Source organism: Kitasatospora sp. NPDC088351, from assembly GCF_040685575.1.
Taxonomy (GTDB): Bacteria; Actinomycetota; Actinomycetes; order Streptomycetales; family Streptomycetaceae; genus Kitasatospora.
Window position 1 is genome coordinate 1 of sequence record NZ_JBFBIL010000032.1, and the last position, 20,048, is coordinate 20,048.

The 20,048-nt window shown below is 72.0% G+C and carries 16 protein-coding genes; 13 read left to right on the forward strand and 3 right to left on the reverse strand.

Going from position 1 to position 20,048, the window contains the following annotated elements:
- The first annotated feature begins 231 nt into the window (after positions 1-231).
- Positions 232-645 carry a DUF6188 family protein gene (locus AB0P06_RS22055; RefSeq protein ID WP_363609811.1) on the forward strand — a complete coding sequence of 138 codons (414 nt, stop codon included), beginning with the start codon at positions 232-234 and terminating at the stop codon, positions 643-645.
- On the opposite strand, the gene AB0P06_RS22060 is transcribed toward AB0P06_RS22055, so the two are convergent.
- Positions 635-1,015, reverse strand: coding sequence for a hypothetical protein (locus AB0P06_RS22060; protein WP_363609813.1), 381 nt, complete (start codon positions 1,013-1,015; stop codon positions 635-637). The genes AB0P06_RS22055 and AB0P06_RS22060 overlap by 11 nt on opposite strands.
- 37 nt (positions 1,016-1,052) lie before the next feature.
- Here AB0P06_RS22060 and AB0P06_RS22065 point away from each other — a divergent pair, with 37 nt between their 5' ends.
- The 5 genes from AB0P06_RS22065 (at position 1,053) to AB0P06_RS22085 (ending at position 6,230) form a co-directional block, all read left to right on the forward strand.
- Entirely contained in the window at positions 1,053-1,472 is a 420-nt protein-coding gene (locus AB0P06_RS22065; RefSeq protein ID WP_363609815.1) for a transposase, read from the forward strand.
- A gap of 76 nt (positions 1,473-1,548) precedes the next feature.
- A complete protein-coding gene (locus AB0P06_RS22070; protein ID WP_363609817.1) occupies positions 1,549-2,490 on the forward strand; it encodes a site-specific integrase in 942 nt (313 codons plus the stop codon).
- Positions 2,487-4,838, forward strand: a complete 2,352-nt coding sequence (locus AB0P06_RS22075; protein ID WP_363609819.1) for a tyrosine-type recombinase/integrase — start codon at positions 2,487-2,489, stop codon at positions 4,836-4,838. Before AB0P06_RS22070 ends, AB0P06_RS22075 begins: the two co-directional genes overlap by 4 nt.
- 10 nt (positions 4,839-4,848) lie before the next feature.
- Positions 4,849-5,604 carry a DUF6193 family natural product biosynthesis protein gene (locus AB0P06_RS22080; protein WP_363609821.1) on the forward strand — a complete coding sequence of 252 codons (756 nt, stop codon included), beginning with the start codon at positions 4,849-4,851 and terminating at the stop codon, positions 5,602-5,604.
- Positions 5,601-6,230 (forward strand): IS5 family transposase, encoded by a 630-nt coding sequence (locus tag AB0P06_RS22085; RefSeq protein WP_363609953.1) that lies wholly within the window; start codon positions 5,601-5,603, stop codon positions 6,228-6,230. Before AB0P06_RS22080 ends, AB0P06_RS22085 begins: the two co-directional genes overlap by 4 nt.
- Here AB0P06_RS22085 and AB0P06_RS22090 read toward each other — a convergent pair.
- Positions 6,187-6,732: a hypothetical protein gene (locus AB0P06_RS22090; protein ID WP_363609823.1), complete on the reverse strand. Its 546-nt coding sequence runs from the start codon at positions 6,730-6,732 to the stop codon at positions 6,187-6,189. The two genes, AB0P06_RS22085 and AB0P06_RS22090, sit on opposite strands and share 44 nt — an antisense overlap.
- 295 nt (positions 6,733-7,027) lie before the next feature.
- Positions 7,028-7,831 carry a TnsA-like heteromeric transposase endonuclease subunit gene (locus AB0P06_RS22095; RefSeq protein WP_363609825.1) on the reverse strand — a complete coding sequence of 268 codons (804 nt, stop codon included), beginning with the start codon at positions 7,829-7,831 and terminating at the stop codon, positions 7,028-7,030.
- A 299-nt stretch (positions 7,832-8,130) separates the two neighbouring features.
- On the opposite strand from AB0P06_RS22095, the gene AB0P06_RS22100 reads away from it, so the two are divergent.
- The 7 genes from AB0P06_RS22100 (at position 8,131) to AB0P06_RS22130 (ending at position 20,042) form a co-directional block, all read left to right on the forward strand.
- Positions 8,131-9,870, forward strand: a complete 1,740-nt coding sequence (locus AB0P06_RS22100) for an acyclic terpene utilization AtuA family protein (protein ID WP_363609827.1) — start codon at positions 8,131-8,133, stop codon at positions 9,868-9,870.
- Positions 9,867-11,465 (forward strand): carboxyl transferase domain-containing protein, encoded by a 1,599-nt coding sequence (locus AB0P06_RS22105; protein WP_363609829.1) that lies wholly within the window; start codon positions 9,867-9,869, stop codon positions 11,463-11,465. The genes AB0P06_RS22100 and AB0P06_RS22105 overlap by 4 nt, the downstream gene beginning before the upstream one ends.
- 14 nt (positions 11,466-11,479) lie before the next feature.
- Positions 11,480-13,417, forward strand: a complete 1,938-nt coding sequence (locus AB0P06_RS22110) for a biotin carboxylase N-terminal domain-containing protein (protein ID WP_363609955.1) — start codon at positions 11,480-11,482, stop codon at positions 13,415-13,417.
- Between the two features lie 98 nt (positions 13,418-13,515).
- Positions 13,516-14,703, forward strand: a complete 1,188-nt coding sequence (locus tag AB0P06_RS22115) for an acyl-CoA dehydrogenase (protein WP_363609831.1) — start codon at positions 13,516-13,518, stop codon at positions 14,701-14,703.
- Between the two features lie 330 nt (positions 14,704-15,033).
- Positions 15,034-16,620 (forward strand): 4-coumarate--CoA ligase family protein, encoded by a 1,587-nt coding sequence (locus tag AB0P06_RS22120; protein ID WP_363609833.1) that lies wholly within the window; start codon positions 15,034-15,036, stop codon positions 16,618-16,620.
- Between the two features lie 153 nt (positions 16,621-16,773).
- Positions 16,774-17,424 (forward strand): TetR/AcrR family transcriptional regulator, encoded by a 651-nt coding sequence (locus tag AB0P06_RS22125; protein ID WP_363609835.1) that lies wholly within the window; start codon positions 16,774-16,776, stop codon positions 17,422-17,424.
- 152 nt (positions 17,425-17,576) lie between these two features.
- Positions 17,577-20,042: a SpoIIE family protein phosphatase gene (locus AB0P06_RS22130; RefSeq protein ID WP_363609837.1), complete on the forward strand. Its 2,466-nt coding sequence runs from the start codon at positions 17,577-17,579 to the stop codon at positions 20,040-20,042.
- Positions 20,043-20,048: the final 6 nt, after the last annotated feature.

Consider the following 20,048-nt stretch of genomic DNA (forward strand, 5'->3'; position numbering starts at 1 on the left):
ACCGCCCGCTCCCGGACCTCACTGGGGTATGGCTTCCTCATAACGGACTCGATCCTTCCAAGAGAACGAGTCTCGGTCAAACCCGCAGCGGTTCAGTCCGTGACGACACTTCAGTAGCGTTTGCGTTGCTTGCCGAAGCGGCTCTCTGACTTCGTTCTTGGGTGGAGCACGACTGCGCGATCAGACGGATAATCGCGGCTGCTGCGACCAGCTGATCGATACGGTGTCGGCATGAGTCAGGGCATAGTGCGCGTGGATGACGGTTGGCGAGTGCCCGCGGTCCGTGGGCTGGGCGTGGGAGAACTCGTCATCGATGACCGGCTGAGGCTCCGCATCGGGTCGAACGAGATCATGCTGTGCTCGTGGGCGGAGCTTGTGGCTGACGAGCGCGCATATGGGCTTGCGGCATGGCCGCAGACGAACCTCGGCAAGGCGACCGAGCTGTTGCGTCAGGTCGTTGCCGAGGTCAACGTCTCCGATCAGGGAATTCTCCGCGTTCTGTTCGCTGGCGGCTGGCGTTTGCTGGTGCCGGCCAATGACGAGCGGTCGGCGTGGACCGTGGCGGTCCACGGCCATGGATTTCTCACCGCCAAGCCCGGAGGAGGGGTGGCGGTGAGCGGCTCCAGCTCCGGCATCAGCTCATAGTTCGGTCTCCTTCAACGATCTGGGCTTCGAGGTCGGCGACGCGGCGGTCCTGGAAGCGGAGGTTGGAGCGTGCCGCCTTGAGTCGTTCGTCGAGGGTGCGGTTGTCGGCGGTGAGCTGGCGGACGCGTTGCTTGAGTGTGGTGTTCTCTGTGGTGATCCGTTGGATGGCTTCCTCGGTCCATTCGGCCTGCAAGTCGCGGATCTGCCCGAGGAGTTCACCGATGCGGGTGCGCTGGGTGAGGATCTCGGCCTGGGCGGCCTTGAGTGGCTGTTGTCGTTCCGATCTTGAGGGGTGTTGGTCGAACGGGAGTCTCGATCGGGTGACTATGGCGGGTGCCGGGCATGAAAGCAGGGCCTCTTGGTAGCTCAAAGGGTGTCTACGCCAACAAGCCGTCCAGGAGGCCCTGTTGTCGTATTTGTACGGCATCGCGGGAGCGGGGTCCACTTCGGTCACTCTCGCGTGTGACTGCCTGGCCCACCGGTTCGGGAACGCCGGCGACCACGGGGTGCGCGAACAGCGCTATCCGACGGACATGTCGGATGCCGAGTGGGCGGTGGTTCGGCCGCTGCTGCCGGTGCCGGGCTGGCTGCTGGGCCGGGGCGGGCAGCCGGAAGCGTACTGCCACCGCGCGATGCTGGACGCGATCCGCTATCTGGTCGACAACGGAACCAAGTGGCGGGCGATGCCGGCCGACTACCTACAAGTTACGTGGAATCTGGCGCCGCAGGATGCGTCTCGTATCCTGCGGCGTTCCCACGTACTGAGGAGATCCGTTGGGCAGCGCGGTGGTGTTGGAGGAGAAGTGGCCGGTCCTGGGTCGGCATGAGCGGGCGGCTGAGTGGCTGCGAGTGTGGACAGATCTGGGGCGGGCCCCGCGCACGATCGACGCGTACGCGCGGGGTTTGGCCGAGTACCTGACCGTCTGTGAGCGGGACGGGGTCGATCCGGTCGCCGCGAACCGGCTGCAGGTGGCCGCGTTCGTGAAGGACCTGTCCACCCGGCCGAGCCGTCGGGGGAGCAACGTGGTCGCGCTGGACTCCGGGGTCGGCCTGGCGAACGCGACGCTGCAGCAGCGGCTGGTGCCAGTGCGGTTGTTCTACGACTACCTCATCGAGGAGGGCATGCGGGAGTCCAACCCGGTGGGCCGCGGCCGCTACACACCTGGCCGCCAGTTCGGCGGCCACCAGCGGGGACTGGTCCCGCGGTTGACGAAGCTGCCGTGGATCCCGAGCGAACAGCAGTGGCTGGACCTGCTGGACGTCGTGCGGGAGGAGCCGGTGCGCAACCGCGTCATGCTGGCGCTGGCCTACGACGCGGCACTTCGACGCGAAGAGTTGTGCTCCCTGCGGACCGATGACCTCGACCCCGCCCACCGGACCCTGCGGGTCCGCGCGGAGACGACGAAGACCCGGCGCGAGCGTGTCGTTCCGTACTCGGCGGCGACCGGAGTCCTGCTGTCCGGCTACCTCACGCACCGGGCCACGATCAGCCGGGCCCGCGGCCCGCTGTTCCTGTCGGAGTCGCGCCGCAACTACGGCCAGCCGCTGACCCTGTGGACCTGGTCCAAGGTGGTCCGGCGCGTCGCCCTCGCTGCTGACCTGCCACGCTTCTCGACACACACCACGCGGCACCTGTGCTTGACCGACCTGGCGAGGATGGGCTGGGAACTGCACGCGATCGCCACGTTCGCCGGACACCGCAGCACCGAGTCGACACTGACCTACATCCACCTGTCTGGACGCGACCTGGCGGAGAAGCTGAACCGCGGCATGCAGCAGATCCACTCCTGGCGCTTAGACATGCTCACCCGAGCCGCCCAGACCGCAGGGGCGGCCGCCCAGTGAGCTCCCAGCCGATCCCAACGACCGCACCCGTCTGGGCATGGCCGGTCGACCTCCCCCGCTATGACCGACGCGGCCTGCTCACCGAAGCCGAGGCAGAGGCCCTGCGGAACTGCAGCATCGATGAGATTCGCCGCCACGACCTGGCCGCGGACCTCCTGTCTCTGCGGCCGGCCGCCCGGCTGGTCCGGCTGCTCGCTGATGTCCTTGCTGCCCTGCACTGGCCATTGGACGACCGCCATCAGCGCCGGTATGCACGCGATGCGGCAGGACTCGTGCTCGTCCGCAGCGGCGAGCTCCGCCGGGCCTTCTGGGGCTGGTCGGTGCAGGACTGGGCGGACCTGATCAACGCGGATGGCGCCGAGTTTCGGCGCCACTGGGGCGGGCAGATCGGCCCCAACGCCCGGCCGTTCCTGATCGCCTATGCCTACCTGCTCGGCGAGTTCACGGCCTTCGAGCGGCTCGGCCGGTTCATGCGGCCGAGCCTGGCCCGCCGGGTGTTCGGCGCCGGGCCCGTGGACGCGGCTGTCGAGCAGGTCTGCACGGTGCTGGCCGACTGGGGGTATCGCCGCGATGCCCAGAAGCTGGAGGCGGTGGTCTGCCAGGTGCTGCTGTTGAACCGCAGCCCGCGGTTGGAGGACCTGTCCACCGAGGCTCTGGGCGAACTGCGCGAGAGCCCGGCGATGGGCGGGCAGTGGGGCAAGGACCTGTATGGCGTCCACCGGGCGGTCGCGGCGCTCGGCCACGCGGACCCGCCAAGGTCGAGCCATGAGGCGGGGCCGGCGGCGATGAAGGGAGTGCCGAGCGGATGGGCAGAGTGGGTCGAGCGGTGGTACGCGACCTCGACGTTGACGCCGAAGATCCGCAGGAGCTACCGCAGCGTGCTCGCGAAGATCGGCCGGTGGCTGGCCGCCGAGCACCCCGAGGTCACCGAGCCAGGCCAGTGGACCCGCCAGACCTGCGCGTCCTGGGTTGCGGCGGTGGACCGGATGTCCGTCGGCGACTTCTCCCAGTGGACCCACGGCATGCGCTCACAGGGCCGCATCGGCAAACCGCTCACCGCGCAGTCGAAGTCCGGCTACCTCAAGGTGCCCCGGGCGTTCTTCCGGGACCTGCACGAATGGGAGTGGGTCCCGCGGCGCTTCGACCCTGCCCACGCCTTGCGGACACCGCGAAGCGTCCGCGCGTTGATGGGCCCGGACCCGCGGGTGATCGCCGACGACATCTGGGCAAAGCTGCTGTGGGCCGGCCTGAACGTGGAACCAGGTGACCTGCCGACCTCGGACAGTCGCACCTACCCGGTCGAGCTGATCCGCGCCATCACCTTGACCTGGCTCTTCGCCGGCCAGCGCAGTGATGAGATCGCCCGGCTGCGGGTGGGCTGCATCCGCTGGCAGCACGACGGCCTGCCCATCCCCGGTGACTCGGGCGAGGTCCTGGCCCGCGATGCGGTCTGCCTGTTGGACGTTCCCACCCACAAGACCGGCACCGCGTTCACCAAGCCCGTCGACCCCCTCCTGGGCAAGGCCATCGAGGCATGGCAGGCCGTCAGACCCGCCCAACCGCAGATGCTCGACCACAAGACCGGCGAGTTGGCCGACTTCCTGTTCGCCCACCGCGCCCGCCGGGTCGCCAAGCACTACATCAACACGGCGATCATCCCGATGCTCTGCCGCAAGGCAGGCGTCCCCACGGCCGACGTCCGCGGCAACATCACCAGCCACCGGGCCCGATCCACGATCGCCAGCCAGCTCTACAACGCCAAGGAGCCCATGACGCTCTTCGAACTACAGGAATGGCTCGGCCACCGAACCCCGGAGGCGACCGCCCACTACGCGAAGATCACCCCGAACACCCTGGCCAGGGCCTACAACGACGCCGGCTACTTCGCTCGCAACGTCCGTACCATCGAGGTCCTCGTCGACCGCGACGCCGTCGCCTCCGGCGCCGCCGCCGCAGGTGAGCCCTGGCAGTACTACGACCTGGGCCACGGCTGGTGCACCTACACCTTCTTCGAACAGTGCCAGCACCGGATGGCCTGCGCGCGCTGCGACTTCTACACCCCCAAGGACTCCAGCCGGGGCCAACTGCTGGAGGCCAAGGACAATCTCCAGAAGATGCTGGCCAACATCCCCCTCACCGACGACGAACGCGCCGCAGTCGACGACGGCCAAGCTGCCCTCGACCAACTCCTGGCACGACTCACCGACGTCCCTACCCCGGCCGGGCCGACACCTCGCCAGCTCGGAATACCCGCGACAGCCACGTTGCTTCCCGTCGTCGAGGTCCGGCACAGCAAACAGCCGGCAGGGAGCCACGAAGAGCCGTTCACGACCGGCGGCACCAACTGAAGGGCGAAGTGTGACTTCTCAATCTGCCCCGGACCTGGCCAGTCTCTATCCTGAACTCGGCCAGGATGGCGCGCTCCAGATCGCCCTGCAGAAAGCCGTTGACCAGGCTGGATATCGGTTCGACGTGCTCCCCGAACGAGCTCCAGGATGGAAGCGATCAGGAGCTCGGGCGGACAGTGACAGCCGGACGACGAGCGTTCACCTGGGCGTCCAGGACCGCTGCTTCGTCATGAGCTTCTGGGAACGTGGTGTCGCGATGGCCAAGGGCACGACAACCACTTTGAACGAGGCTGCCACGGCTACCGGGGTCTGGCAGTCCGGCGCCAACTTGAAAGATCTGCGATCCGCATGCCCGTTCGTCCATTACGGCTCGCTCGCCGAGGCCCACGAGCGCGGCACCGCGGTCGAAACCATGTGGACGATCTACCGTCAGACCGCGGCGTCACACGTCGACCACGACCTCATCGAAGCGTCATACGCCCAGCCACAGCTTCGAGCCTTGTTCCCTTTCCACAGCCACAGGTCACTGAACTTCAGCCGCTGCACCGGATTCCCCTACACCCACGACGTTCCAGTGGTTACTCCCGTGGACGGCAGATACCGCGTCACCTGGTGGAAGACTCGCTCGCCTCAAGGACCGGCGGATATCGGAGAGGCTGACAACCCGCGTGACGCAGTCGCCTTGGTCGTCGCCCACCTTCCCCCCGAGTGCGGGCCGGCAGTCGCTGGCACTGCCAATGACCTTGACAAGTCAGATTCCACATAACGCCGTGGGACCGGGTCTACGCGTTCTTCCGCCGCTGGCGCGACCACGGTCAGGTCAAGGAGTTCCACGACCGGCTCCGCCGACGGGTCCGCGAGCGGGCGGGCCGGGATGGCGAGCCGAGCGCGGGCGTGATCGACTCCCAGTCGGTCAAGGCAGACGCTGTCGTCGGATCCGACAGCCGCGGCTTCGACGGCGGCAAGCTGATCAACGGCCGCAAGCGCCACGTCGTGGTCGACACGCTCGGCCTGCTGCTCGCGGTGATGGTCACCGCCGCGGACACCGGTGACCGCGCCGCCGCCCAGGCCCTGCTCGCCCAGGTGGCCGCCGCGCACCACCTGCTGGCCCTGGTCTGGGCCGACGGCGGCTACACCGGCAGCCTCGTCGAGTACAGCCTGGCCGCCCTCGCCCTGGTCCTCGCCATCGTCAAACGCAGCGACGACATGCGCGGCTTCGTCGTGCTGCCCAAGCGCTGGATCGTCGAACGCTTCTTCGCCCACCTGATGCAAAGCCGGCGCCTGGTGCGCGACTTCGAGCGATCCACCAACAGCGCCGAGGCGATGGTCTACTGGTCCATGACCCTGCTCATGACCCGCCGCCTTGCCCGGCCACGCCCTTCGCGAGCGTGAACCGGCCAGGCGCCGACTCGGCCAGCCACCCACGGGCCACCAGTCGCTTTGCCTTCGACCGCAGCGCCTCCACCTTCCCCGGCACCGAGTCCAGGCCGAAGCAGGCGGCCATCTCCTGGCACGTCAGCGGACCCTGACCGAGCCGGTTCCGGTCCGCGAGAGCCCGCAGGATGCGCTGGTAGTCCACCGACAATGCCGACCAGGACAGCCCCGCGCGCCACACCGGGACCACGGACTTCGGCTTCGCCGCCTCCGCTAGTTCGGGTCGAACCGGTTGTCCACCCGGATCCGGCAGGTCCTCGGAGGCATCGGAGCCGGCGGCATCGCCGTCGGTCGGGGCCAGCACCTCGCCGACCCGCGAGCGGGCGATGACCCACTCGTTCCAGTCCCGCTCGGCCACGGCCAGCTCGGCCTGGATACGGTCGACCTCCTCCCGCAGCTCGTCCACACGACGGCGAGCGACGAGCTCGCGCTGTTCCAGCAACCCCACGACCGACGGCATCTGCGACCTCCACCGGAGCGACGACACAACACATCACCACTCCCACGGACCACGGTCCCTATGCCTGACCAGCGAGAACGCAGTCCTCAAGCCCGGAAAGACAACAGCCACTCAGTCACGGCAACTGTCCGGACGTCTGGGTGATTCATGAGCCAGCGAAGCGAACGGCGCTCGCGCCGGCCTTCCGCGGTGGCCAGCACGACCCGTCCGACATGTGGTTCCACCTCCTGCACCGTCCAGTGGAGATCACCCAGGCGCAGCTGGACACCGTTGGCCAGGACAAGGACACCCCGGGTCATGCGTGCCCCTCCTGGTGTCGGGCGATTACGTGGCCCAGCCAGATCCGTGAGCCGTCCTGGAGCGACTCATCAATGCTCATGCCCAGTCGGCGCCGCCAGAGAAGACGGACGGCCTGAGCGCGGGCGAGGGCCGGCCATTGCGTTGACTCGACCAGATCCAGAAACGACAGCGACCCGACCGCCGCCATTTCCAGCAGCTGGGGCTGCAGACCCAGCGGATCAGCTGCGGGCCGCCGCCGGGCCGACAACGCGTCCAGGAGACTCATGACGTTCGGGCGCCACCCCGTCACCACGGCGTACCGCCATCCGGCCGCAGCTGAGGCCTCCCGCGTCGCCGCGAACTTCAAGGCGTCGTCGTCCTTGATGAGGTTGCCAGGGCGCACGTTCAACAGCCACCGGCCTCCGTCCGGCATCAGAGCCAGGAAGTCCGGGACGTGAGTCGCGCGACCCGAGGCGTGTTCAAAGTCCAGCAGGAACGGTTGCGGCAGTACCTCGGTCACCTGGAGGAAGTCCAGCGCGAGCAGCAGGCGCCGTTCCTCCAGCGACTCGAACCCGTGCTGACGCCCGGTCGAGACCATGAACTCCAGCCCAGGGCGATGCAACTGCGGGGCGCGCCAAGTGAACTGGCGCATCGGCTGTGACGCCAGCAACGGCACCGACTCGATGTCCCGGACCGGCCAGATCACCTGGTCCCCGTCGAACAGCCAAGTCGTCACCCAGCGGCGGGGCCAGCCCTCTTCCAGCACCAGCTGATCACGAAAGGCGCTGTCACCGCCGTACGGCGCGATCAGATGGACCAAGTGACACTCGTCAGAACGGACTCGGGGTGCTGTCTGCGTACCCATGGGCATACGACACCACCCCCGCGTGCGGGTCGGTGGTGGATCTCCGAACGTGTTCGTAACTCACAGTTACTTGATCGCCGTCTGGCCAACTGTCTCCGCCAATGGCCAACTATCCCTGCCAGTCACAGCAACCACCACCGTCGCCGCGGTGCGTTCCGCCGGAAAACAAGCAGGCGTGATTGCTTTTTCCTTCGGCCGGTGCCACGCTGCTGCCCGACGGCAGCCGTCAAGTCACCGGTAGAGGGGGCTCGTTCGTGCGATCGCGGGCGGTACTGCGGATCGGCAATGCCTCGGGCTTCTACGGCGACCGCTTCGCGGCCGTCCGGGAGATGCTCACCGGCGGGCCGCTGGACGTCCTGACCGGTGACTATCTGGCCGAGCTGACCATGCTCATCCTGGCCCGCGACCGGCTGAAGGATCCGTCGCTCGGCTACGCCAGGACCTTCCTGCGGCAGATGGAGGAGTGCCTCGGCCTGGCGCGCGAGCGCGGGGTCCGGATCGTGGTCAACGCGGGCGGGCTCAATCCGGCCCGACTGGCCTCCGCGCTGCGCGAACTGGCGCAACGTCAGGGAATCGACGTCGCCGTCGCCCATGTCGAGGGGGACGACCTGCTGCCGCGCCGGGCCGAACTCGGGCTCCCGGAGGGCCTGCTGGCCGCCAATGCCTACCTCGGCGGGTTCGGTATCGCCGCCTGCCTGAAGGCCGGTGCCGAGCTGGTGGTCACCGGGCGGGTCACCGACGCGGCGCTGGTCGCCGGCCCGGCGATCGCCCACTTCGGCTGGGAACCGGGCAACTTGGACGCACTCGCCGGGGCCGTCGTCGCCGGACATGTGCTGGAGTGCGGGGCGCAGGCGACCGGCGGCAACTACGCGTTCTTCCGGGAGCACGATGTCACCCGGCCCGGCTTTCCGATCGCCGAGCTGCACGCCGACGGCTCCAGCGTCATCACCAAGCACCCGGGCACCGGCGGTGCCGTCACCACCGGCACCGTCACCGCCCAACTCCTCTACGAGACGGCCGGGGCGCGCTATCCCGGCCCGGACGTCACCGCCCGGCTGGACACCGTCCGGCTCCGCCAGGACGGTCCGGACCGGGTCCGGATCGACGGGGCGTGCGGCGAGCCGCCGCCCCCGACGCTCAAGGCGGGGCTGAACCGGCTCGGCGGCCACCGCAACGAGGTGGTGTTCGTCCTCACCGGGCTGGACATCGAGGCCAAGGCCGCCCTGGTGCGGCGGCAGTTGGCGGACGCCCTGCCGCCGCAGGACCGCCCGGCCGAACTGCGCTGGACCCTCGCCCGCACCGACCATCCCGACGCCGCCACCGAGGAGACCGCCTCCGCGCTGCTGCGGCTCACCGCCCGGGACCGTGACCCGGCCAAGGTCGGCCGCGAACTCGGCAGGGCCACCGTCGAGTTGGGACTGGCCGGTTACCCCGGCTTCCACCTCACCGCCCCGCCCGGGCCGGGCTCGCCGTACGGGGTGTTCACGGCCGTGCCGGTCGCCGCGACGGCGGTCGAGCACACCGCCGTCCTGGCCGACGGCCGCCGGATCACCATTCCGCCCGCGCCCGTCACCCGCCCGGACGAATCCCCGCCGGACGACACCCCGTCGGACGAAAACCCGCCGGACGACACCCCGTCCGACCCGCCCCCCTGGTACGGCCCGACCAGGCGGGCCCCGCTCGGCCTGGTGGCCGGGGCCCGCAGCGGGGACAAGGGCGGCGACGCCAACGTCGGCGTCTGGGCCCGCGACGAGGCCGGCTGGCGCTGGCTCGCCCACACCCTCACCGTTCGCCGCCTGCGCGAACTCCTCCCCGAGACCGCCGGCCTGCCCGTCACCCGGCATCTGCTGCCCAACCTGCGCGCGCTCAACTTCACCGTCACCGGCCTGCTCGGCGAGGGCGTCGCCGCGCAGGCGCGGTTCGACCCGCAGGCCAAGGCCCTGGGGGAGTGGCTGCGCTCCCGCCACCTCGACATCCCGGAGGCGCTGCTGTGACCGTCCTGCCCACCCGCGTGGACCCGGCCGGCGCCGAGCACACCGGGCACCGCGCCGCGATGCTCGGCAAACTCGCCGACCTCGCCGCCGAACACGCCAAGGCGCTGGCCGGCGGCGGCCCCCGGTACGTCGAACGGCACCGCGCCCGCGGCAAGCTGCTGCCGCGCGAACGGATCGAGCTGCTGACCGACCGGGACGCGCCGTTCCTGGAACTCTCCCCGCTCGCCGCCTGGGGCAGCGACCACCCGGTGGGCGCCGCACTGGTCACCGGCGTCGGCGTGGTCGAGGGCGTCGAGTGCGTCATCACCGCCAACGACCCGACCGTGCGCGGCGGCGCCAGCAACCCCTGGACCCTGCGCAAGGCCCTGCGCGCCAACGAGATCGCCCTCACCAACCGCCTCCCGCTGGTCAACCTGGTCGAGTCCGGCGGGGCCGACCTGCCCAGCCAGAAGGAGATCTTCATTCCCGGCGGCGCGCTCTTCCGCGACCTCACCCGGCTCTCCGCCGCCGGAATCCCCACCGTCGCCGTCGTGTTCGGCAACTCCACGGCCGGCGGTGCCTATGTGCCGGGGATGTCCGACCACACCGTGCTGGTGAAGGAACGCGCCAAGGTCTTCCTCGGCGGCCCGCCGCTGGTGCGGATGGCCACCGGCGAGGAGTCCGACGACGAGTCGCTCGGCGGCGCCGAGATGCACGCCCGCACCTCCGGCCTCGCCGACCACTTCGCGGTGGACGAGCCGGACGCGCTGCGCCTCGCCCGCCGGATCGTCGCCCGGCTGAACCATCGCAAGCCCGGCCCCGACCCGGACCCGTCCGCCCCGCCGCCGGCGTACGACGAGGACGAACTGCTCGGCATCGTCCCCGGCGACCTCAAGGTGCCCTTCGATCCGCGCGAGGTGATCGCCCGGATCGTCGACGGTTCGGACTTCGACGAGTTCAAGCCGCTCTACGGCACCAGCCTCGTCACCGGCTGGGCCCGGCTGTTCGGCTACGCGGTCGGCATCCTGGCCAACGCGCAGGGCGTGCTGTTCAGTCAGGAGTCGCAGAAGGCCGCGCAGTTCATCCAGCTCGCCAACCAGCGCGACATCCCGCTGCTCTTCCTGCACAACACCACCGGCTACATGGTCGGCAGGGACTACGAGCAGGGCGGCATCATCAAGCACGGCGCGATGATGATCAACGCCGTCGCCAACTCCCGGGTGCCGCACCTCTCCGTGCTGATGGGCGCCTCCTACGGGGCCGGCCACTACGGCATGTGCGGCCGCGCCTACGAGCCGCGCTTCCTGTTCTCCTGGCCGAGCGCCAAGTCCGCGGTGATGGGCCCGCAGCAGCTAGCCGGCGTGCTGTCGATCGTCGCCCGGCAGTCGGCCGCCGCCAAGGGCCGGCCCTACGACGAGGACGCGGACGCCGCGGTCCGGGCGATGGTCGAGCAGCAGATCGAGGCGGAGTCGCTGCCGGTCTTCCTCTCCGGCCGGCTCTACGACGACGGGGTGATCGACCCGCGCGACACCCGGACGGTGCTCGGCCTCTGCCTCTCCGCGATCCACAACGCGCCCGTCGAAGGCGCGCGCGGCTACGGCGTCTTCCGGATGTGAGGGGTTCCACCGTGCTGATCACCCACCTGCTGGTCGCCAACCGGGGCGAGATCGCCCGCCGCGTCCTGCGGACCTGCCGCCACCTCGGGATCGCCACCACCGCGGTGTTCGCCGACCCGGACACCGACGCCCCGCACACCCGCGAGGCCGACACCGCCGTCCGCCTCCCCGGCGCCGCGCCCGCCGACACCTATCTGCGCGGGGACCTGCTCGTCGCGGCCGCCCTCGCGGCCGGAGCCGACGCCGTGCACCCCGGCTACGGCTTCCTCTCCGAGGACGCGGAGTTCGCCCGGGCCGTCGTCGGCGCCGGCCTCACCTGGGTCGGGCCGCCCCCGGCCGCGATCGCCGCGATGGGCTCCAAGACCGCCGCCAAACGCCTGATGGCCGCCGCCGGGGTGCCCGTCCTCGACGCGCTCGCCGCGCCCACCGAGGCCGACCTCCCGCTGCTGGTCAAGGCCGCGGCCGGCGGCGGCGGACGAGGGATGCGGGTGGTCCGCCGGCTGGACGAGCTGGCGCCGGCGCTCGCCGCCGCCCGCGCCGAGGCGGCGAAGAGCTTCGGCTCCGACGAGGTGTTCTGCGAACGCTATCTGCCCACCGGCCGGCACGTCGAGGTCCAGCTGCTCGCCGACGCCCGCGGCACCGTCTGGGCCGTCGGCGAACGCGACTGCTCGCTCCAGCGGCGCCACCAGAAGGTGATCGAGGAGACCCCGGCCCCCGGGCTCGACGACGCGACGCGCGCCGCCCTGCACGCCGCCGCCGTCACCGCCGCCCGGGCCATCGGCTACACCGGGGCCGGCACCGCCGAGTTCCTGCTCGCCCCCGACGGCCGGTTCCACTTCCTGGAGATGAACACCCGCCTCCAGGTCGAGCACCCCGTCACCGAGTGCGTCACCGGACTCGACCTGGTCGCCCTCCAACTGCGCGTCGCCGAGGGCGAACCGCTGCCCGCCCCGCACCCGCCCGCCCCGCGCGGCCACGCCATCGAGGCCCGCCTCTACGCGGAGGACCCGGCCCACGACTGGCAGCCCCGGACCGGCACCCTGCACCTCCTCGACATCCCCGGCGTCACCGCCGAGTTCACCACCGCGCCCGGCGACACCGGCCTGCGCCTGGACTCCGGCGTCGAGCCCGGCAGCAGCATCGGCGTCCACTACGACCCGCTGCTCGCCAAGGTCATCGCCTGGGCGCCCACCCGGGCCGCCGCCGCCCGCCGCCTCGCCGACGCGCTCACCCGTGCCCGGATCCACGGCCCGGCCACCAACCGGGACCTGCTCGGCGCTGCGCTGCGCCACCCCGGCTTCCTGGCCGGCCGGGTGCATACCGCCTTCCTCGCCGAACACACGGTGGCGCTCACCGCCGCCCCCGGGGCCGATCCGACGGCCGTCCTCGCCGCCGCGCTGGCCGACGCCGCCGCCGGCCGGGCCGGCCGCGCGCTGCCCTCCGGGTGGCGCAACCTGCCCTCCCAGCCGCAGAGCAGGCGTTACACCGCCGCCGACGGCACCGAGTACGAGGTGCGCTACCGGTTCGGCCGCACCGGGCTCGACGCCGAGGGGCACCCCGGCACCGTCCTGGTCCGCGCCGACCCCGACCGGGTCGTCCTCGACACCGGCGGCGTCCGGCGCGGCTACCGCGTCGCGCGCTACGGCGACCTGGTCCACGTCGACTCCCCGGCCGGCGCCACCGTGCTCACCGCCGTCGACCGCTTCCCCGACCCGGCCGTCCGGACCGACCCGGGCGCCCTCCTCGCCCCGATGCCCGGCACCGTCGTCCGCACCGCCGCCACCGTCGGCGACACCGTCACCGCCGGCCAGCCGCTGCTCTGGCTGGAGGCGATGAAGATGGAGCACCGGGTGACCGCCCCCGCCGACGGCACCCTCGCCGAGCTCTGCGTCGCCCCGGGCCAGCAGGTGGAACCCGGCACCCTGCTCGCCGTCGTGCGGCCGGCCCGCTGAGACCCGCGCCCGAGCACCCACCCCCGCGCGCCCACCACCCGCGCGCCCCACCCCGTTCGTCAACTCCCCGACGCCGCATCGCCCGGAAGGACCACCCCATGTCCGCACCGCGCACCGCCACCCCCGGCAGCCGACTGATCGAGACCCCCGAACGCGAGGCGCTGCGCCGGGCGGTGGCCGACCTCGGCCGCCGCTACGGCTCGCCGTACTACCTCGGCAAGGCCCGCGCGGGCCAGGCCCCCGACGAGCTCTGGGCGGAGGCCGGCAAAGCGGGCTACCTCGGCGTCAACCTGCCCGTCGAGTACGGCGGCGGGGGCGGCGGCATCACCGACCTGGCCATCGTCCTGGAGGAACTCGGCACCGCCGGATGCCCGTTGCTGCTGCTGATCGTCTCCCCGGCGATCTGCGGCACGGTGATCGCCCGCTACGGCACCGAGCCGCAGAAGCGGCAGTGGCTGCCCGGACTCTCCGACGGTACCCGGAAGATGGCCTTCGGCATCACCGAACCGGACGCCGGCTCCAACTCCCACCGCATCTCCACCGTCGCCCGCCGCGACGGCGAGGACTGGCTGCTCACCGGCCGCAAGGTGTTCGTCTCCGGCATCGACCACTGCGACGCCGTCCTGTTCGTCGCCCGCACCGAGGACGCGCGGACCGGCCGGCTCAGGCCCGCCCTGTTCGTCGTCCCGCGCGACACGCCCGGGTTTGATTACCGTCCGATCCCGATGGAACTCGTCGCTCCCGAAAAGCAGTTCCAGGTCTTCCTGGACGACGTGCGGCTCCCCGCCGAGGCCCTGGTCGGCGACGAGGACGCCGGGCTGTTCCAGCTCTTCGCCGGCCTCAACCCCGAGCGGATCATGACCGCCGCCTTCTCGCTCGGCCTCGCCCGTCAGGCCCTCGGCCGGGCCGTCGAGTACGCCAGGACACGGACCGTCTGGTCCACCCCGATCGGCGCCCACCAGGGCCTCGCCCACCCGCTCGCCCAGTGCGCGGTGGAGATCGAACTCGCCCGGCTGATGACCCAGAAGGCCGGCCTGCTCTACGACGAGGGCGAGGACGAAGCCGCAGGTGAGGCCGCCAACATGGCCAAGTACGCGGCCGGCGAGGCCGCCGCCAGGACGGTCGACCAGGCGGTGCAGACCCTCGGCGGCAACGGCCTCACCCAGGAGTACGGGCTGGGCGCCCTGCTGGCCGCCACCAGGGTCGGCCGGGTCGCCCCGGTCAGCCGGGAGATGGTGCTCAACTACGTCGCCCAGCACACCCTCGGCCTGCCCAAGTCCTACTGACGGCCCGCCTTCGAGCGACGGCGGGGACGACGGCCGGACGGCGCGGCCGGGAGGGGCCCGCCCCGGCGCCGCCCGACCCCCCTCCTGACCAACCGTCATCTCCCCGCCGCCGAAAGCCGTCGGAAAGCAGCCGGAAAGCCGCCGAAAACCGGGGCGGCCGACGGCCCCGGGCAGGCGCGTCACGTGCCGACGCCCGCGCGGTTCGTCACAATGGCGTAGGGCGCGCGCACGCTCCGTAGGCTTCATGCCGTGCGCCCGGCCGGCCGGCCGCGCACCGGACCACCGGCCGGCCCTCCACCCCTGCGTCAACCATCCACCTGGAGGCACGCCTTGGTGTTCCGCAGTGAGTTCCCGGACGTCGGAATCGTCGATCTGCCCATCCACGACGCGGTACTGGGAGCCGCGGACCGCTTCGGGGAGCTGCCGGCCCTGATCGACGGCATCACGGGGGAGACGGTCAGCCACGCCCGGCTCGGCGAGGCCGTGCGCCGGGTCGCCGCCGGGCTGGCCGCCGTGGGCGTCCGCAAGGGCGACGTGGTGGCACTGTTCAGCCCGAACACGATCGGCTACCCGATGGCCTTCTACGGTGCCACCCGGGCCGGAGCCACCGTGACCACCGTCTCCTCCCTCGCCACCCCCACCGAACTGGCCTCCCAACTGCGCGACAGCGGCGCCCGCTGGCTGGTCACCGTCTCGCCCTTCTTGTCCGTCGCCCGGCAGACCGCGCGGATGCTGGCCGCCGACGGCCGCCCGCTCGCCGAGATCATCGTCCTGGACGGCGCCGAGGGTCACCGCTCGCTGGCCGACCTGCTCGCCACCACCGGCCCCGCACCCGAGGTCGCCATCGACCCGGGCACCGACATCGCCGTCCTGCCCTACTCCAGCGGCACCACCGGCCTGCCCAAGGGCGTGATGCTCACCCACCGCTCGATCGCCACCAACCTCGCCCAGACCGACGCCCTCTACCGGCCCGCGGTCGGCGAGCGGACCCTCGCCGTCCTCCCCTTCTTCCACATCTACGGCCTCGCCGCGCTGCTCAACCAGCCGCTGCGCTGCGGCGCCACCGTCGTCGTGCTGCCCCGCTTCGAGCTGGAGCAGTTCTGCCGCACCATCGAGGAACAGCGCGTCCAGGCCCTGATCGTGGCCCCGCCGATCGCGATCGCCCTCGCCAAGCACCCGATGGTCGACCGCTTCGACCTCTCCTCGGTGCGGTACCTGCTCTGCGCGGCCGCCCCGCTGGACAACGAACTCGCCGACGCCTGCGCCAAGCGGCTCGGCCTGCCGCACCTCCTCCAGGGCTACGGCATGACCGAGCTGTCACCGGTCTCCCACATCGTCTCGCCCGACGAACGCGACCCCTCGCCGGGATCGGTCGGCCGGATGGTGCCCTCCACCGAGCTGCGGGTCGCCGCGCTGGACGGCACCGGCGCCGACCTCGGCCCCGGCGAGCCGGGGGAGCTGCTGATCCGCGGCCCGCAGGTGATGAAGGGGTACTTCGGCCGTCCCTCCGACACCGCCGCCACCGTCGACGCCGACGGCTGGCTGCACACCGGCGACATCGGCTACGTGGACGACCGCGGCTACCTCCACGTCGTCGACCGGGTCAAGGAGCTGATCAAGTACAAGGGCTACCAGGTCGCCCCCGCCGAGCTGGAGGCCCTGCTGCTCACCCATCCGCAGATCGCCGACGCCGCCGTGATCGGGGTGCCGGACGCCGACGGCACCGAGTGCCCCAAGGCCTTCGTGGTCCGCGCCCCCGGCAGCGCGCTCACCGAGCAGGAGGTCACCGCCTTCGTGGCCGGCCGGGTCGCCCCCTACAAGAAGGTGCGCGTGGTCGAGTTCCTGGACACCGTCCCCAAGTCGGCGGCCGGCAAGATCCTCCGCCGCGAGCTGCGGGCCCGGGAGGCCGCCCGCTGACCGGCCGCGGCGGCCACCGGCCCGTCTGCGAGGATCGACCCCGCCCGCACCGGAGCACCGTGCCACCGGCGCGGGCAGGGGCACGGACCCCCGGGCCCGCCGCGCCACCGCACACCCGGCCCGCACCGCACCACGAGGGGACCGCCACCGCCGATGACCACCCGCCCGGCCGCCCGGCCCGCCGCCGCCCGCACACCCCACGCCCGCACACCCCAGCAGGACCGCAGCCGCGCCACCCGGCAGCGGCTGCTCTCCGCGGCCGTGGACTGCCTCGCCGAACTCGGCTGGCACGGCTCCACCGTCACCGTGGTCGCCGAACGCGCCGGAGTCTCGCGCGGCGCGGCCCAGCACCACTTCCCGACCCGGGAGGACCTCTTCACGGCGGCCGTCGAGCATGTCACCGCCGAGCGGCTGGCCGCCGTCCGCGCCCACGCGGACCGGCTGCCGGCCGCCGGCCCGGCCCGCACCGAGGCCGTCGTCGACATGATCGTCCGCCTCTACACCGGCCCGCTGTTCCGGGCCGCCCTGCACCTGTGGACCGCCGCCGCCACCGAGGAACCGCTGCGTGAGCGGATCATCGCCCTGGAGGGCCACGTCGGCCGCGAGGCCCACCGCGCCGCCGTCGAGTTCCTGGACGCCGACGAGACCGTCCCCGGCGTCCGGGAATCCGTGCAGGCCACCCTCGACCTCGCCCGCGGTCTCGGCCTGGCCAACCTGCTCACCGACGACCGCGCCAGACGATCCGGGGTGATCCGGCAGTGGGCGGGCGTTCTGGAGGGTACGCTGCGCCCGGTACGCCCATGACGCCCGTACACCCCGGCCCGTCCGGCCGGCCCCTGACCAAGGGGTCGCCGGGGGGCCGATGTCCGTGCAGTCTGGAGAAGAACCCCGGTCGGTACGGGACCGCATGGACCGCCCCCGGCCGGGAACGAGCCGAACCGGGGTGCTGCCTCATCATGCACGGACACGAATGGGACGCGACCAACGCCGCCGGCCCCGCACCGGGCGGTGCCCCCACACGCCTCGACGGCCACCGGCTGGTCCCGCTCGCCACCGCGCTGCTCCAGGACGACGGACTGATCCTGCACTGGAGCGAGGACGCCGAGACCCTGCTCGGCTACACCGCCGAGGAGGCCGTCGGCAGCTACGCCGCCCGGCTGCTGGGCGACGACACCGACCGCCCCGAGATGCTCGCCCTGTTCGACCGGATCATGAGCGGCACCGGCTGGTCCGGCGTCTTCCCGGTCCGCCACCGCGACGGCCGCCTGCTCCAGCTGGAGTTCCGCACCTACCCGATCGCCGGCCCCGGCGGCACCCTGCTGATGCTCGCCACCGCCTCCGACACCCGGGCCCTGCACCAGATCGAGGCCGACCTCGCCGTCCTGGACGGCATCTTCGGGCAGTCCCCGATCGGCATGGCCGTCTACGACACCGAGCTGCGCTACGTCCGCCTCAACGAGGCCCTCGCCCGGATGAACGGCAGGTCCGTCGCCGAGCATCTCGGCCGCCGGATAGGCGCCGTCCTGCCCGGCATCAACAGCGCCGAGATCGAACAGATCATGAGACAGGTGCTCAGCACCGGCAGGCCGGTGGTCGACGCCCGCTCGCACGGCCGCGTCCCCGGCGACCCGCAGCGCGACCGGGCCTGGTCCGCCTCCTACTTCCGGCTGGAGGACTCCACCGGCCGGGTCTTCGGGGTCTGCTCCTCCATCATCGACGTCTCCGAACGCTTCCAGGCCGAGGCCCGCGCCGCCCGCGCGCAGGAACGCCTCGCCACCATCGCCGAGGCCACCGCCCGGATCGGCACCACCCTCGACCTCCAGCGCACCGCCGAGGAACTGATCGAGGCCGTCGTCCCGCGCTTCGCCGACTTCGCCACCGTGGACCTGCTGGAGCCCGTCCTGCGCGGCGCCGAGCCCGCCGCCATCCCGGCCGACCGCTCGGTCCAGCTGCGCGCCGTCGCCGTCGGCGAGTCCTACGAGTCCGGCCTCGCCCACGCCGTCGACACCGTCGGCGAGGTCTCCGAGTACGCCCCCGACCGCAACTACACCCAGTGCCTGCGCAGCGGCCGCCCGCTGCTGCGCGCCCAGGTGGACGAGGAGGTGCTGCGCGGCCTGGTCGCCACCGAGGAACGGGTCGCCCCCGGCATCGAGGCGGGCATCCACTCGTACCTGATGGTGCCGCTCACCGCCCGGGGCATGGTCCTCGGCGGCTCCGAGTTCATCCGCATGCGCAACTCCGAGCCGTTCACCGCCGCCGACGTCGCGCTCGCCGAGGAACTCGTCGCCCGCACCGCCCTCGCCATCGACAACGCCCGGCTCTACCGGCGTGAGCGCGAGACCGCGCTCACCCTCCAGCGCAGCCTGCTGCCGCAGGAGATCCACCGGACCCTCGGCCTGGAGATCGCCTACCGCTACCTGCCGAGCAGCGTGGTCAGCGAGGTCGGCGGCGACTGGTTCGACGTCGTCCCGCTCTCCTGCGGCCGGGTCGCCCTGGTGGTCGGCGACGTGATGGGCCACGGCATCCGGGCCGCCGCCACGATGGGCCAGCTGCGGACCGTCGCCCGTACCCTGGCCACCCTGGACATGCCGCCCGAGCAGGTCCTCACCCGCCTCGACGAGACGGCCTCCGGCATCGGCGAGAGCCAGTTCGCCACCTGTATCTGCGCGGTCTACGACCCGCTGGAGCGCACCGTGCAGATCGCCTCGGCCGGCCATCTGCCCCCGGTCCGGGTCGCCCCCGACGGCACCGCCGACACGGTGGACGTCCCGCCCGGGGTCCCGCTCGGCGTCGGCGGCGTGGCCTTCGAGAGCACCGAGTTCACCCTCCCCGAGGGCGGCATGGTCGCCCTCTACACCGACGGCCTGGTCGAACGGCGCGGCCAGGACATCGACAAGGGCATCGACCGGCTCGCCCGCACCCTCTCCGGGCCGGGCCGCACCCTGGAGGAGAGCTGCGACGCCGTCCTCGGCGCCCTGGTCACCGACGGCACCGACGACGACATCGCGATGATCATGGCCCGGGTGCTGCCGCTGCCCGCCGACCGGGTCGCCACCCTCCCGCTCAGCGGCGGCGGCCGGCTGCCCGGCAAGGCCCGCCGGTTCACCCGCGCCACCCTCGCCGCCTGGGGCCTGACCGCGCTCGCCGACTACGCCGAGCTGCTGGTCAGCGAGCTGGTCACGAACGCCCTGCTGCACGCCGACGCCCCGCGCCGGCTGCGCCTCTTCCGCGACCGGGTGCTCACCGTCGAGGTCGCCGACACGGGCGGTCCGGCGCCCCAGCTGCGCCCGTTCGCGGAGCACGACGAGGGCGGGCGCGGCATGTTCCTGGTCAGCGAGCTGGCCCAGCGCTGGGGCACCCGGCTGACCAGGGACGGCAAGGTGGTCTGGGCGGAGCTGGAGCTGCCGTTCGGGACCTCCTAGGGGGTG